This is a genomic window from Marinobacter sp. MA (assembly GCF_048298425.1).
GTDB lineage: Bacteria > Pseudomonadota > Gammaproteobacteria > Pseudomonadales > Oleiphilaceae > Marinobacter > Marinobacter salsuginis.
In genome coordinates this window covers 1,893,418-1,908,062 of the sequence record NZ_CP103058.1, presented here as the reverse complement: position 1 = coordinate 1,908,062, position 14,645 = coordinate 1,893,418, and the positions used below count along the sequence as shown (strand labels likewise).

General features: G+C 55.9%; 11 protein-coding genes. 5 read left to right on the top strand and 6 right to left on the bottom strand.

The genetic code is table 11. The annotated features are described in order from the left end of the window. Positions 1–41: 41 nt before the first annotated feature. The 3 genes from NUW46_RS08830 to NUW46_RS08820 form a co-directional block, all read right to left on the bottom strand. Positions 42–860 carry a transporter substrate-binding domain-containing protein gene (locus tag NUW46_RS08830; protein WP_136632295.1) on the bottom strand — a complete coding sequence of 273 codons (819 nt, stop codon included), beginning with the start codon at positions 858–860 and terminating at the stop codon, positions 42–44. Between the two features lie 309 nt (positions 861–1,169). Next, positions 1,170–3,704 (bottom strand): ABC transporter permease, encoded by a 2,535-nt coding sequence (locus NUW46_RS08825; protein ID WP_418141881.1) that lies wholly within the window; start codon positions 3,702–3,704, stop codon positions 1,170–1,172. 37 nt (positions 3,705–3,741) lie between these two features. Then, entirely contained in the window at positions 3,742–4,395 is a 654-nt protein-coding gene (locus NUW46_RS08820) for an ABC transporter ATP-binding protein (protein ID WP_418142021.1), read from the bottom strand. 166 nt (positions 4,396–4,561) lie between these two features. Here NUW46_RS08820 and NUW46_RS08815 point away from each other — a divergent pair, with 166 nt between their 5' ends. Beyond that, positions 4,562–5,755 (top strand): CaiB/BaiF CoA transferase family protein, encoded by a 1,194-nt coding sequence (locus NUW46_RS08815; protein ID WP_418141880.1) that lies wholly within the window; start codon positions 4,562–4,564, stop codon positions 5,753–5,755. A 239-nt stretch (positions 5,756–5,994) separates the two neighbouring features. After that, the gene (locus tag NUW46_RS08810; RefSeq protein ID WP_418141879.1) at positions 5,995–9,030 is read left to right on the top strand and encodes an EAL and GGDEF domain-containing protein; all 3,036 of its coding nucleotides are present in this window, start codon (positions 5,995–5,997) and stop codon (positions 9,028–9,030) included. Between the two features lie 11 nt (positions 9,031–9,041). Here the strand turns inward: NUW46_RS08810 and NUW46_RS08805 are convergent, their stop codons facing one another. Next, positions 9,042–10,148 (bottom strand): histone deacetylase, encoded by a 1,107-nt coding sequence (locus NUW46_RS08805; RefSeq protein ID WP_418141878.1) that lies wholly within the window; start codon positions 10,146–10,148, stop codon positions 9,042–9,044. Between the two features lie 25 nt (positions 10,149–10,173). Next, positions 10,174–10,707, bottom strand: a complete 534-nt coding sequence (locus NUW46_RS08800) for a GNAT family N-acetyltransferase (RefSeq protein WP_305966181.1) — start codon at positions 10,705–10,707, stop codon at positions 10,174–10,176. Positions 10,708–10,970: 263 nt separating this feature from the next. Between NUW46_RS08800 and NUW46_RS08795 the strand changes: the two genes are divergently transcribed. The 3 genes from NUW46_RS08795 (at position 10,971) to NUW46_RS08785 (ending at position 14,268) form a co-directional block, all read left to right on the top strand. After that, positions 10,971–12,098 carry a hypothetical protein gene (locus NUW46_RS08795; RefSeq protein WP_418141877.1) on the top strand — a complete coding sequence of 376 codons (1,128 nt, stop codon included), beginning with the start codon at positions 10,971–10,973 and terminating at the stop codon, positions 12,096–12,098. A gap of 13 nt (positions 12,099–12,111) precedes the next feature. After that, positions 12,112–12,777, top strand: a complete 666-nt coding sequence (locus NUW46_RS08790; protein ID WP_136629713.1) for a DNA-3-methyladenine glycosylase I — start codon at positions 12,112–12,114, stop codon at positions 12,775–12,777. Positions 12,778–12,867: 90 nt separating this feature from the next. Beyond that, positions 12,868–14,268 carry a TonB-dependent siderophore receptor gene (locus tag NUW46_RS08785; RefSeq protein WP_418141876.1) on the top strand — a complete coding sequence of 467 codons (1,401 nt, stop codon included), beginning with the start codon at positions 12,868–12,870 and terminating at the stop codon, positions 14,266–14,268. 77 nt (positions 14,269–14,345) lie between these two features. On the opposite strand, the gene NUW46_RS08780 is transcribed toward NUW46_RS08785, so the two are convergent. Further along, positions 14,346–14,585, bottom strand: coding sequence for a DUF1289 domain-containing protein (locus NUW46_RS08780; RefSeq protein ID WP_418141875.1), 240 nt, complete (start codon positions 14,583–14,585; stop codon positions 14,346–14,348). Between the last annotated feature and the right edge of the window lie 60 nt (positions 14,586–14,645).

The following is a 14,645-nucleotide window of genomic DNA, read 5'->3' as shown; positions in this document are numbered from 1 at the left end:
TGCAATGACGGCCGCCTGTCTGGCGGCCGTCGCTTCGGCGCTTACTTGTTGTCCCGGAGGGACTGGATCAGATCGGCAGGTGCATCGGTGCCGAAGTGCTTGTTGTAAGCTTCATTCATGTTGCCATCGCGAATCTGGCGAACCAGGAACAGGTTCAGGTAGTTGATCCAGGCCACCTCGTCACGCTTGGCGATGATGCCAACAACGTCGTCGTAGTTGGGTACGTAGGGACCTGCTTCAAAGTCCGCAAACTCTTCGCTACGCAGCTTGGTTGCGATGTTCGTGTTGGTTGAAATGATCGCGTCCACCTTGCCCTGGTACAGACCCAGGTAGGCGTCGTTTTCAGACTTGAACGAGGTGTAGTTGTCCTTGCCCCAGCCCTGCTGCTCAGCGTAGGCCAGGTACTCGGTTTCGTAGGTAGTACCGAGTGCTGCGCCAACCTTCAGGTTCTTAAGGTCATCGAAGGATTCAATGTTCTTGTCCTCGTTCGCAATGACCTGGAATTTGAAAACGAAGTACGGGTAGGTGAAGCCGACGGTTTTGGCACGTTCCAGCGTATCGGAAGTGGAACCGATAACAACGTCGGTTTTACCGGAGACCAGAGATGGGATCCGCTCGCCCCAGGTGAGGTTGAGAACGTTAACGTCGACGCCGAGCGCTTCGCCCAGGTCGTTACAGTAATCCACGTCGAAGCCAGCCGGCTCGTTGTTCTCGTCAAAGTACCCCATGGGTGGGAAGTCCAGAACCACGCCACAGTTCAGAGTGCCACGTTGAATCACGGTGTCCAGCTGGTCTGCTGTGGCGTTCACGGAGGTGACTGCAGCACAAGCGAATACCAGCGGTGCAAGTTTGCGAATCATAGTTTTTCTCTCTTTTTCTTTTGTGGACGATAAGTGTGTGTCTGTTATGCCTACACAACACGAGTTATGTGCAAAAAGCATACGTAAAAATACTACCGTAGATGTTTTAGTGAAAATTTTTGAAATTTGCCATTTGGTAGGCAATTTTCCTTAATTTTCTCAATATAACCGGATTTTTTGAGCCTGCAACTCGTGATGCCGGCCAAAAAACGAACAAATGGCATTTTTTGGCGATCTTAAGTATATAATTTAAATAACTTTTCCTCCTCATTTACCTAAAAGACGAATTTATTGCGTCAGCAAGACGTTTTAACTGTCTCTGAGCAACACAGCAGGATTCAGCCGCATTGCCTTGAGCGTGGGCAGGAGTCCACCCAACAGCGCCAGAGAGCTGACAACACCCGCAACCAGCGCCCCAACCCACCACAGATCACCTGCAGGCAGCTTCAGGGCGAGGTCAGCTACGGGTAAGGCAATTAACGCGCCAAGCCCTGTGGCGAAGACCGTTGCCAGAACAGTCAGCAAGCCGGTTTCAAGCAACATGGATTGCCTTATGGCCCCATGTCGGGCGCCAAGACAGTGCAACAGGTTCGCCTCGTAGAGCTGCCGCCTGCGACTCACACTGACCACGCTGGAAAGCACCAGCAAACTGGCAAGAAGGCTTACGGAGGCGACCGCCGCAAGCCCCGCGGCAGCCTTGTTCAGCAGGTCCCCGGCCGTTTCGAGCCAGTCTGCCGTCCGCAGCGTGATCACGTTGGGGATGTTCTGTGCCAACCATTGCTGGGATTCCTTGGCCGCCTCGTCGCTCTGATAAACCGCGCCTACATACAGACTGATCAGGTCGTCCAGCGCCCCTTCCTGCAATATCCCCTCAAACCAGAATCGTGTCTGGAGTCCTTTTTGCCGGTAGATTGCACGGATTTCGACATTGATGCTCTTATCCTGTGCAGTAAAGGTGAGCTGATCGCCTACCCCCAGGCCAAGCTGATACGCCTCCCGATCCTCCATGGCCATGTAGCCAGGCTCGCCTTCAGGGGCCGGCGACGTCCACCAGTTTCCTTCCACCAATTCGAGAGCTTCTGGGTTGCCGGAGAGATAGCTCAGTTTGTATTCATCCCCCATGGCTTCCCGCCTGGCTTCGGCGTTGTCGGCAAGCACCTCGGCAATCGGCCGCTGGTTGATGGTGGCAAGCCGGGAACGGACCATCGGGAGCAGCTCCACGCGGCTGGAGCTGTCCAGGGCTTCCAGCCCTGTTCGCAGCGGTTCCATCTGGTCCGGGAACACTTCGTACAGAATCAGCGCCGGTGACTCTTCCGGTATCGTGGTTTCCAGGGCCCGCATGAGCGTAGTGACCATCAGCGTACAAGCCACCACCAACGTGAGAGCGGTACCCAGAGAAAGCAGCGTGGCCCGCAGGGGAGAATCCGGCCTGTGAAGGTTGGCCAGGGCCAGACGCCGGGCAAACCTGCGATCAGCGAAGCCGCCGTTTTCCAGGGCCTTTGCACTGCGGCGCAATCCCTTGATCAAACCCTCCAAGAGCCCCCAGAGCCCGATTACCGCCAGCAGGAACAGGAATCCCAGATGGGGCGACGGAAGCAAGAGGAGCGTCGCGGCTATGTAGACTGCCAGCAAAAGGTAACTGGCAATCCGCCAACTGCGGGGTTCATTCGGGGCGGCCTGAACCTGCCCTCGAAAAAGCCCCGCTGGTGCAGCAGCCAGAGCACGCGCCAGAGCCGGCAGAGCGAACACATAGGCGGTCAGCACGGCAAACAACCAGCTCAGTAGTAAGGGGATGATCCACAAGGACAACCAGCCTCCCACCCCGTCTGGCCCCGTCAGCGCGAAGGCATCCCCCGCCACGCCAATTGCCAGGGCGGACAGCCCCAGTCCGATGCCGCCCCCAACAAGCCCGGCCAGGCTACCCAGAATGCCAATCTGCAGCAGGTATATGCCCACTAGCGGTTTTCGGCGAAGGCCCAATGTTTGCAGCGTGGCAATGGTGCCCAGCTTTTCATCAAGGTAGGCGTGAATGCTGTTGGCAACGCCGAGGCCGCCAATGAACAAGGTGGTGAAAGCAATAAGGATCAGCGCTGTAGCAATCTGGTCCAGCCGCTCGGAGATTCGCTCGCTGCGCTCGGCGAAGGTTGTGATTTCCCATCGGGCGTCCGGGAATGCCTGCTCGAATAGCTCAAGCCAGGTGTCGAGATTCTGCTCGGTCTGCACCCGGTATTCGTAATCCACACGGCTACCCGGGCGGATTAATCCGGTTGCCTCAACCGCCGGTTCAGAAATCATGATCGGCAGGCCACGCCAGTTGGCATTCAGGCTCCGATCAGGTTGTTTCTCGATAAGACCGCTGATTCGAAAGGTGGCTGCGCCGATCTCGATCTGGTCGCCAACAGACTGACCAAGGCGTTCTGCCAGCAGTGGATCGATGATGGCGCCCCACTGCCCTTGTTTCCGGGCCGTCAGATCCTGCAGGGATTCATCAGGAACCAGTTCCAGTTCGCCGTAGAGGGGATACAGAGCATCCGGGACCAGTATCTCGGCCCGAAAAAATCCGTCACCGCCGCTGCCACTCACGATGGTATCGAATTCCCGGACCAGCGAAATGTTGCCGGTGGCCCGAATCCACTCGAGCACTTCATCCGGCAGGGGCTCGCTGGTATCCAGCTCTACATCACCGCCCAACAACGCCCGGGTATCCGCCAGCAGGCTCTGTTCGATCACCCGGTAAAGGCTGGCTGTCGCAGCTACCAGGGTGACGCCCAGAATAAGACAGGCCAGAAAGACCTTCAGCGCAGAGATCCGTGATCGCAGATCGGTGATCGCGAACCTGATCATCCATAGCGGGCTCGTGGAACGGGGTTGGCGAGGGCTTTCACGATTCATAAAGACGACCACCATCCATTCGAACCCGATGCTGGCATCGCTCGGCAACGCGCTCGTCGTGCGTTACCAGCACCAGCGTGGATTTGCTCTCCTTGTGAAGATCGAATAACAGGGAAAGGACTTTCTCGCCGGTTTCATGGTCCAGGTTGCCCGTTGGCTCATCCCCCAGCAGCAGGCTCGGCTGGTGCACCAGCGCCCTGGCAATCGCGACACGTTGCTGCTCTCCCCCAGACAGCTGCCCCGGGTAATGCTGCAGACGATGGCTGAGGCCAACCGCCTCCAGCATGGCAAGCGCCCGTTCCCGGGGTCGTTCCTCGCCGGCAATTTCAAGCGGCAGACTGACATTCCCCAGGGCCGTCAGGCCCGGCAACAGGTGAAAGGACTGGAAAATGATGCCAAGGTGCGCACTTCGCCAGTCCGCCAGGTCGTTGGCATCCATCTCGCCCAGGCGCTGATCGCCCACAAAGATCTCGCCGCTGGTCGGGCGCTGCAAGCCGGAAAGCAGAAGAAGCAGCGAGGTTTTCCCGCTGCCAGAGGGTCCGGTGATTGCCAGTGTTTCTCCGGGGGGCACCATGAGAGAGGCATTTTTGAGTACAGCGACCTTGCCGGATTCGGTGGGGTACTCGAGAAAAATTTCACTCATTTCGACGCTGGTGGACACTGGCGCTCCTCTGGTTTGATGAATTTTCTTCTCTGTTGCGTATCAACAACTATTCAGATGCAGCATAAAGTCTAGAGTACGAACCCTTTTTCCGAGTGGTGCACTCTCGTCTGGGAGCGCCCTCAGAACACAACAGGAGCTCTTTTCCATGACCGGACCGCTCGACGGAATCCGCATTATCGATCTGACCGCCATGATCTCCGGACCGCTGGCTACCATGATGTTGGCGGATCAGGGAGCCGAGGTCATCAAGGTTGAAAACCCGGCCGGCGGCGACTTCACTCGCTCCGCCGCCAACCGGCAGGGGGACATGTCGGCGCTGTACCTGAACAACAACCGTAACAAGAAGTCGGTGGCATTAAATCTGAAAGAGCAGCAAGGCCGCGATGCACTGCTTCGCCTGGTGGCAACGGCCGATGTCTTTGTGCAGAACTTCCGACCGGGAGTCATTGAGAGGATGGGGCTTGGTGAAGAGCAACTGCGTAAGGTGGCTCCGAACCTGATCGTGGTGTCAATCAGTGGCTTTGGTGATACCGGCCCGTATTCCCAGCGACCGGTATACGACCCGCTGATTCAGGGCCTCTCGGGGTTAGCGACCGTGCAGGCAGGCGCGGATGAGCTGCGCCCGCAACTGGTGAGAACGATTCTTCCCGACAAACTCACCGGTGTGACCGCCGCCCAGGCGATCACCGCGGCACTGTTCGCTCGGGAACGCACGGGCGAGGCTCAGCATGTGCGGTTATCCATGCTGGACGCGATCATCGCGTTTTTGTGGAGCTCCGATATGGGCAGCCAGACCTTCGTTCACAGCGAAGTGCCACAACAGGAAGCAGCAAGTCTTCAGGACCTGATCTACGAGACCACCACCGGCTACATTACCATTGCGGTTCAGAGCGACCGGGAGTGGCAAGCCCTGATTCGAGCTCTTAACCGCCCGGAGTGGGCGGAGGATCCTCGCTTCATGACAGCCAAGCTGCGTCAGGAGAATATTGATGCGAGGCTGGAGTTGATCCAGTCGGTTATAAAAACCGATACGGCCGAACATTGGTTGGCAAAACTGGAAGCCGAGCAAGTGCCCTGTGCCCCGGTGTTAACCCGAACTCAAGTGCTGGACCATCCTCAGGTTGAGGCGAACGGCCTGCTCTCAAACTATGATCACCCACAGGCTGGGCGGCTCCGTCAGGCCCGGGCACCTTCACGCTTCTCGGCGACACCAGAGCAACAGTGGCAAGGGGCACCACGGCTGGGCGAGCAAACCAGAGAACTGCTGGCAGAGTGCGGGTACTCTACCGACGATATCCAGGCGATGTGTGATTCAGGCATTGCAGCCATAGCCGACTAACATTTATCAAACGCTGAAAATACATTGATCATCCTGCGGCAACGGACGGATTAACAAGCACGGATTTCACGGAAATAACGTCCAGAAGGAAGGTATAACCGTATAAAGAACCTACACGCGTAGCAATTTTTCGACCTGTAGCTATGCTGTTGGTGAGAGGCTGAAGGATGCGATCCTGGAGTCCGAGCTAGCGTCTCAGCAATGCAGTTTCTGCGCCCGCTCAAGGAGGAGTTCTGAAGGTGACAAGCGATAAAGCCCTGAGATTCAATACCCACGCTGCGACGAGACCCTCTGGGATCTACAGGCGCATTGTGCACCAGATCGGCTGGATCACAATCGCTCTTGCCACACTGGTTTTGTTGTCGTGGTTTTTTGACATTGAAGCCGGAAAGCGCATCCTTCCCGGCTTCCAGTCGATGAAGTTCAACACAGCGATGTGCTTTCTCGCCTGCGGCCTCATACTCCGCCACAAGGCTCTGATTTACAGGCCTCGCTCAGATTGTCCGGTTACACTTACAATCGCAGCGTTCCTACTGATTATCCCGGGTCTTACGCTCCTTGAATACGCTAGCGGGTGGCAGCTGGGAATCGACAACCTGTTCGTCCAGGATACAGCAACGCCCCCGAGCGATTGGCCTGGTCGAATGTCCATCGGGACGGCGCTCTGTTTCGGCCTCATCGGCGCTGCATGGATGGTCACCCTATTACCTGTTCGCCACTCGACTATTGCACTGCAGGTCCTCGCTCTAACGGTTTTCACTATCAGCGGCTCAGCGCTGACCGGTTACGTTTTCGGTGTTCAGCAATTTGAGTTAACGATTTTCTCAACCATGGCCCTCCACACATCCCTCCTTTTCGTGCTCTGCAGTACAGCCATGCTTCTGGTTAGACCAAACGAGGGGATCATGGCCTCTGCCACAAGCCCTTACGTCGGTGGTCGTTCGGTACGAAAGCTTCTGCCGTTTATAATAGTCACGCCACTTTTAATGTGCTGGCTTAGTCTTAAAGGCCTTCAGGCAGGCTACTACAGCGAGGCGTTCGGGTTTGCAATCAGCGCCGTATCGAGCATTCTTGTGCTCAGCTTTGTCGGTTGGTTCGGCGCTGATGCGCTGAACCGTGAAGAGGAACGCTTCCGCTCAACCATAGATTCCTCGCCCGTCGCCACCGTAATGGTTGATCAGGCTGGCATTATTCAAATGGCAAACCAGTTAGCCCACTCCCTGTTTCTTTACCCTCGAAATCACCTGGTCGGTAAGCCCCTGGAAAGCCTGATACCTCCTCGTTTTCGCGAGGAGCACAGTGGTTTCGTGCGCGGGTTCATGAATGCTCCCCAACAGAGAATGATGGGTGAGGGGCGCGAACTTTTCGCCCTGCGCCATGATGGTTCCGAATTCCCTGCCGAAATAGCCCTTAACCCGGTGCATACGGTGGAGGGGCGCTACATCATGGCTTCGGTAATGGACATTACAGAGCGACTTAAGGCCGAGGAAAAGATTCTGAGACTCAACCGTATCCACAAGGTGTTGAGTGGCATCAATACCCTGATAGTCAGGGTACAGACCCGGGAAGCTCTCTTTGAGGAAGCTACCCGGCTTACGGTCGAGGAAGGCGAATTACTCTCAGCCATGATCGTCGAGTACAACCACGACTCGGGCCAAGGAACCGTCTTGAACCAGCATTCTGCCAACAACAGGTTTAGCAACAGGCCGTTATCCAGGGCAGAAACGGCCATCGTAGGCGAGTGCCTGCAGAATCATCGCATCGTCATAAAAAATGAGCTCCCCGAGCCAGATTACAACAGGGGCTTCAATGACCTGATCAATCTTGGCGTGGGGGCATTGGTAGCATTCCCGCTAACGCATCGCGATCAGGAACTACAAGTTGCCCTGCTGCTATACCGAGCAGAGGCATTCTCTTTTGATCAAGCCGAAATGCGACTTTTAAACGAGGTTGCCGGTGACATCGCTTTCGCGATCGCCAACCTGGCAAAAAGCCACCAGCTGGAGTATCTCACTCACTTTGACAGTGTTACCGAACTGCCGAACCGGCTGTTGTTTACCGACCGCCTGCAGCAGGCGATTCTTCAAGCTGAATGGCGAAAAAACGTGTTCAGCATTCTCTATGTCGACGTAGATCGCTTTCGACAGGTGAATGAAAGCCTGGGGCACACGGTAGGGGACTACGTTCTGCGCAAAGTCGCTGAACGCATACTTGCCTGTGTTGCCGAAGCCGATACGGTTGCGCGTTGGGGTGGTGACGAGTTTATCGTGTTGCTTCCTGACAGGAGCGGAGCCGACGCCTCTGAGATTGCTACCTGCATCAACGGCCAATTGCACTCAGTAATTTCTTTGGAGGACGGACGAGAATTATTCGTGTCCTGCAGCATGGGAATCGCTGAGTGTGACGGAACTGGCATAGACGTGGATGTGTTGATCAATCGTGCCAGAACAGCGATGGCCACGATAAAGGAGCAAGGTGGCAACGACTACCGGCATTTCATTGCCTCGGATCACGGCGCCTTGAACGACGCGCTTGCTCTGGAAACTTCGCTCAGGCATGCGCTGGAGGAGCGCCAGCTCGAATTGTATTATCAGCCTCAGATCGATATCGCCTCTCGTCAGCTTGTTGGCCTCGAGGCTCTCTTGCGCTGGCAGCACCCTACCGAAGGACTGGTTCCACCTGACCGTTTCATCCCCCTGGCAGAAAAGACGGGCTTGATCATACCTATCGGAAAATGGGTGCTCTACGAAGCTTGTCGTCAGGCAGTAGCAATTCCGGGACTGAGAGTTGCAGTGAACCTCTCTGCCAGACAGTTTCACCAAGAGAATCTTGTGACTGTTGTAAAAGAAGTTCTGGACAAAACCGGCATGCCGCCGGCCTACCTTGAGCTGGAAATCACAGAGAGCGCTCTGATTTATGAGGTTGAGGCGGCAATCGACACCATGTCTCAGCTCAGCAGTCTTGGCGTCAGCATCTCGCTCGACGATTTCGGCACTGGCTACTCAAGCCTGAGCTACCTTAAGCGCTTCCCTATCGATACTTTAAAGATCGATAAATCCTTCATAAACGAGGTCACTACCGATCCAGGCAGTGAAGTGATTGCAAACACGATCATTGCCATGGCTCACAGCCTGAACCTCAAGGTGATTGCAGAAGGAGTTGAGACTGAAGAGCAACTTGCAATGCTGCGTGAGCGAGAATGTGATCAGGCTCAGGGCTACCTGATCGCCCGGCCGATGCCATTTTCGGAAGTAATTGCCAAATTTCAACTCTGAGGCGGCCTTGATCACTCTTCATCATCACTGAAAGCAGACCGATGAAACTCGGCTGCCTCCGCGGCCTCTGGCACGCCGATTTCATGAACTTCCGGCACCTCCCCTCCTGCCAGCACTTCGAGTACGGCGTGCACACCCCTGGACAGCGAACTCAGGCTGTAACCACCTTCCAGGACCAGCGCCAAGCGACCATCGCAGTGTTTGTCGGCAATAGCCTGGACAATGCCAGTGAGCACTTTGAAGCCATCGTAGGTGAGGTTCAGGGCCATGTCGTTTCGGTGCGGATCAAAGCCCGCAGAGACCAGTACCAGATCCGGTTCAAAGTAATCTGCCGCCGGCATCAGAATCTCCCGGAACACTTTCTCGAAAGCGACGTCGCCAGCGGTTTCCGGCAGGGGAACATTGATGGTGTAGCCTTCCCCGAGGCCATCACCGATCTCTTCCAGATGGCCAGAGCCGGGATAAAAAGGCGCCGCGCAGTGGGTATCGAAAAACAGCACATCGGGGTCTGCCCAGAAGATGTCCTGGGTGCCGTTGCCGTGGTGGGCGTCCCAGTCAATGATCAGAATCTTTTCACAACCCAGTTTGGCCTGGGCATGGGCCGCGGCTATGGCAACGTTGTTGAGCAGGCAGAATCCCCGGGCCCGGACCGGTTCAGCATGGTGGCCGGGGGGCCGAATCAGGGCGAAGGCGCTTTCACATTCCCCTTTAACCACACTTTCAACAGCGGCTATGGCGTTGCCTGCGGCAGCGGTGGCCGCTTTGATGCTATCGGGCGATACAGCCGTTGTGTCTTTATCAAGCCAGGCCCGTTTTCCGTCCAATGAGAATATGTGATCAAGGTAGGATGTTGTATGTACCCGAGCCAGCTGATCATAGGTAGCGGCAGGTGCGCCAGACCTGAACTGAACGCCGTCAACCGGGTTTTCGTCAAGATACTCCTTGATGGCGCTTATTCGGCCCGGGTGCTCCGGATAGCTCCACTTGAAGTCCAGCCCCTGAAGAATGGAGCGCACACGCTTCTCCACCCGGCTGGGCATAAACGGTAGATCCACCTCAGGGTTGTGCCCGAGCATGATCTCATCGTAAAACACATTTACAGTGCGATCGCCGATCATGGCCTGTTTCCTTTTCTTGTCCTTGTCATTCCGCCAGCGCCTGCTTCACCACCGACGTGAATGCCGCCGCGCGCACCCCGGTCGGTTTGAACCCCAGTTTGGTCCAGGCGGCCTTGGCTTCCTTGTTGGACGCAGAGTATTCGAGGATCAGCTCTGAGGCATGGTGTTCCTCCGCGAACGTCACCAGGTCGCGCAGCAATGCCTTCAGGATACCAAGCCCCCGGAATTCCGGTTCAACCCAGATATCATCAATAACACCAGACTTGAATTCTGTCGGTTCCGACTGCTCCCAGATGCCCTGGCTTCTCCAGATATAAACATAACCCATGCCCACCAGACCCGCGCTTTTACTTTCGGCCACGATCAATCGTCTGTGGGGATCGTCCAGAGAGGAATGCAGAGTTCTCAGAAGTCGTTTGTATTCACTTTCTTTCAAATCGTGGGGAGGAGCGCCCGAGACATGCAGCGCCAACTTGGCGAGGAAGCCAACCATCTGGGGCAGATCGTCTTCCCGCGCCTCTCTGATCAAAAACCTACGCTTTGCCTGCTTTCCAGCCACGCGCCTCTCCTGCCAGACCACAGTGCAGAGCAACCCACGAGAAACCGGGAAAGATCTGCATTTCCGGTCGTATACATATGAGCTAACCTTCAAAGCTTAGTCGCTGGTTGATCCGGCTACAAAAGCAGAGTTCTTGAAACTTTCCTTGGAATCATCCCCGCTGCAGGTTAGCTTCAGTGAAAACCTGAGTTGAATTGCACAGAGATTTCTATGAGGCATGCTTACCGGAACCAGATCGGTCATGTGAGTATTCAGGTCAACCGATGATGAGAAAACTTCTGCTGATACTGGGCCTTGCAACGGTCATTGCACTGACAGCCACTGTCAGTTCGCGCCCCATGCTGATTGAAGAACGGCTGATCCAGATTCAGGCGGAAGATACCCTCACGGAGTTCCCTCGTATCGAATCGGAACCTCTTGAAGTGCAGGCCGCATTGCTGGATATGGCGGATGATGAGCTTCTTCTACTGAAGGCCCGCGCGGCCTATTTACGATACCCGGAGATGACCCGAGAGATCTTGCCAATTTACGGGCCTGAGCCGGAATTTCGCGACATTCTCAGGCTTTATGGCGAAAACGTCCTTCCGCCGATCCACTATTTCTTGAGCAACCCGATTGGATCCATCGAGCTGATGAACGACTTGGCCGCTCGATACCGGGCGGCTGTGGAATTTTTTTCCGGTGACGAAAAAACCGACACCGATACTGCCGGCCAGCAAAAACGTCCCGTGAAGGAAAAGCTGACCCGGGAAGTGCGCGGCTGGTATGCCGTGCGCTTCATCCAGGAGGAGGGGCATGATTTTCTGGGTCAATTCGTGCTGAACGATCAGGGCGACATCATCTGGGTTCGAACGGAACGGGTGCTGGAGAATATCAACCAGTTTTTCGCCAGCGGCATTCGTAACCTGGAGATTCAGTACCGCACAGGTGAGGACGTGTCCGCCGCTGACTTTGGCTGGGCATCGGTGGATGTTCTGGTTTTTGCCAGCGCGCTGAAAGTGCTGCGGGCAGGACGTGCAGTTGCGGTTTCTTCAAGAAGCGCCGCCTCGGGTACCCGCTCTGCCGCCCTTGGCGCACGACTTGCCAACAGCGGCCGCATGTTGATGGCAACCGCCCGCTACGCAAAATGGCCCGCCGTGGTTGGCGTAGGGTACCTGGTCGTCACGAACCCGAGTATTATCAATGACCTTCTGGCTGAGATGTCCGAAATACTGGGTTACCCAACAAAGCTGGTGCAGTTTTTCGGTTGGCTGCTGCTGATGCTGCCCGTGTTGTACATCGGCAGCTGGGTATTCCGATTGATTGTGCGTCCCACACTCGGATTGCTCGGCACCCTGATCAATGGCCTTGCACACATTGGCCGGAGAAAATCCTTCAACAGACTGGACTGATTCAGAGACCGTTATGCCCTTTTCCCGCATCTACGAACAGGCCGTTCTTCAAAAAGGCGGCGAGAGCGAAGTTCGCGCACGGCTGCCCAAGGTGGCCCAACCCGGCGAACTGGAAGCTCTGGGTGACGACCGATACCTGTCGGAAATCACCCGGTGCATCTTCAAGGCAGGTTTCGTCTGGCGGGTGATCGAAAACAAATGGCCGAAGTTTGAGGAAGCGTTCGAAGGGTTCGTTCCCCTTTACTGGCAACAGGTTTCTCCCGAGGTACTTGAACAGTTGGCCAGCGATGAGCGGATCGTACGAAACGCCCAGAAAATTCAGACCGTGCCCGAGAATGCCCGGATGATTGTGGATACCGCCCGGGAACACGGCAGCTTCGGCAAGTTTCTGGCCAATTGGCCACGTAGTGACCAGGCAGGCCTGCTTATCTGGCTAAAGCGCAACGGAGCCCGGCTTGGCGGCAACAGCGCCCAGTATTTTCTGCGCCGCGTGGGCTGGGACGGCTTTATTCTTTCCCGCGATGTTATTGCTGCGCTGCACCGCGAGGAGGTGCTGGATGCCTCGCCGACCAGCAAGAAGGGGCTGATGCAGGCGCAGGAAGCCTTTAACCGCTGGCACGAAGAGAGCGGCCTCCCGTACAGCCATATCTCAAGAATTCTGTCTTTTACTGTGGACTGAACCGGGCAAGCAAAAAGACATCAGTTCTTGTAACATTAATAATAATTGTTATCATTCGCCTCCGTATTAACAACAGAGGCGTAAACACCCATGAAAGCCCCAAGCTCCCGGCGCTGCAGTTTCGTCGCGTTCGCTTCCCTGCTCGGCGCCAGTTCCCTGGCCAATGCACAATCCCAGGCCGATGAAACCACCACACTCGAGGCACTCGATGTGGTATCCGACGCCATTACTGCTCCCGACTACATGCCCCTGGAGAAGACACCAGCCGTTGGCAAGCTCAATGTTCCGGTAGAAGAGCAACCCTATTCAGTCTCCATCGTTGATCGCGGATTCATCGAAGATTCCGGGGCCAAGAACATTCAGGATGCCCTGCTTTATACACCCGGCGTAAATGCAGGAAACTTTGGCTTTGATACCCGAATTGATTCCGCAAAGGTACGCGGGGTCGACGCTGGCCGCTATCTCGATGGCCTTCGCCAGATCTACGGTTCCTACAACACCGTTCGCACCAATGTTTACGCCCTGGAGAGCATCGAAGTTCTCAAAGGCCCGTCGTCCATGCTTTATGGCCAGAGCGATCTTGGCGGCATCATCAACGGGGTATCGAAGCTCCCGGAAGATGAGCAGGCCGGTGAAATCTGGGCCCAGTACGGTACCTTCAATCGCAAGCAACTGGCAGTGGACGTGACCGGCCCGGTCAACGAAAGCGGTGATTTGCTGTACCGCCTCATCGCACTTGGGCGCGACAGCGACACCCAGGTAGATTATGTGGAAGACGACGGCTACGTACTCTCCCCTTCCCTGACCTGGCGGGCCAGCGATGACACGAGCGTTACTCTGCTGCTGAACCGTCAGGAGAACAAAGGCCAGGTATCCGCCCAGTTCCTGCCGCAGGCCGGCACCCTGGAACCAGGTTCGCAGGGCTTTATCGGTTCCGAGCGGTTCGTTGGTGAGCCAGGCTGGGATCGCTATGACCGCGAGAAAACCGAAGCCACCCTGTTTGTCGATCATCAGCTGAATTCCAACTGGGCGGTGTCTGCCACGGCACGTTACACCCGTTCCAGCACCGAGAATCGCGAGCACTGGATCACGATTCCCAGTATTCCAGATGCCAATGGCGAGGTGCCGCGCACCATTTACACGGCAGACGCTGAAACCCAAATTTTCAACATGGATGCTCGCCTGGAAGGCGACGTTGAGCTTGGCATGACCCGCCATCGCCTGATCATCGGTGCCGACCGCCAGGATGCCCTGTGGGAACAGGACAACTACTTCTACGGCTACGGCCTTGGAGGCACCTTCGATGTGTATGATCCGCAGTACGGCAACCTGAACGACGGTGTTATCAACCCGTCAGACCGCCCGGACAACGATATACCTGGCAAAACTGGGATTTCACTGTCGACGCCAAGAACCTGGCCGATGAAGAGTACATCACCTGGTGCCGCTCTGAGGGCGCAGACTGCGGCTACGGCGAGCGGCGCACTGTGAATGCCAACGCCAAGTATCGTTTCTGATACGTCAACCTGACATCTCTGATCGCCGCAGCCTGAACTTTGCTGTGGCGATCAGCTCTTCTTTTTCTTCTTCTTTTTGGCCTTCTCGTACAACTCACGCAATGCCGTGGGATTTTTCCCTTTACCCGAGCCATGAGACTCCAGGATACGTTTCCAGATAGCCTGCTTTTCTTCTGGCGACAGCTGCTTCCATTCCTTTTTTTCCTGCCGGGTTCGGCCGCAGGCTTTGCAGATGGCCTTCTTGTTGAACTCGCAGACATCAATGCAGGGCTTCTTGGTAACGGGTTCCATGGGCTCTGGCTTCCCCTCATTCCGCACAAGTGTTCTCAAAAAAGACTGAGGATTGGCGGG

Excerpts from the sequence above, each read along its gene's own strand:
- NUW46_RS08830 (WP_136632295.1), bottom strand. The coding sequence starts at position 860 with ATGATTCGCAAACTTGCACCGCTGGTATTCGCTTGTGCTGCAGTCACC.
- NUW46_RS08825 (WP_418141881.1), bottom strand. The coding sequence starts at position 3,704 with ATGATCAGGTTCGCGATCACCGATCTGCGATCACGGATCTCTGCGCTG.
- NUW46_RS08785 (WP_418141876.1), top strand. The coding sequence starts at position 12,868 with ATGAAAGCCCCAAGCTCCCGGCGCTGCAGTTTCGTCGCGTTCGCTTCC.
- NUW46_RS08820 (WP_418142021.1), bottom strand. The coding sequence starts at position 4,395 with ATGAGTGAAATTTTTCTCGAGTACCCCACCGAATCCGGCAAGGTCGCT.
- NUW46_RS08795 (WP_418141877.1), top strand. The coding sequence starts at position 10,971 with ATGATGAGAAAACTTCTGCTGATACTGGGCCTTGCAACGGTCATTGCA.
- NUW46_RS08780 (WP_418141875.1), bottom strand. The coding sequence starts at position 14,585 with ATGGAACCCGTTACCAAGAAGCCCTGCATTGATGTCTGCGAGTTCAAC.
- NUW46_RS08805 (WP_418141878.1), bottom strand. The coding sequence starts at position 10,148 with ATGATCGGCGATCGCACTGTAAATGTGTTTTACGATGAGATCATGCTC.
- NUW46_RS08790 (WP_136629713.1), top strand. The coding sequence starts at position 12,112 with ATGCCCTTTTCCCGCATCTACGAACAGGCCGTTCTTCAAAAAGGCGGC.
- NUW46_RS08815 (WP_418141880.1), top strand. The coding sequence starts at position 4,562 with ATGACCGGACCGCTCGACGGAATCCGCATTATCGATCTGACCGCCATG.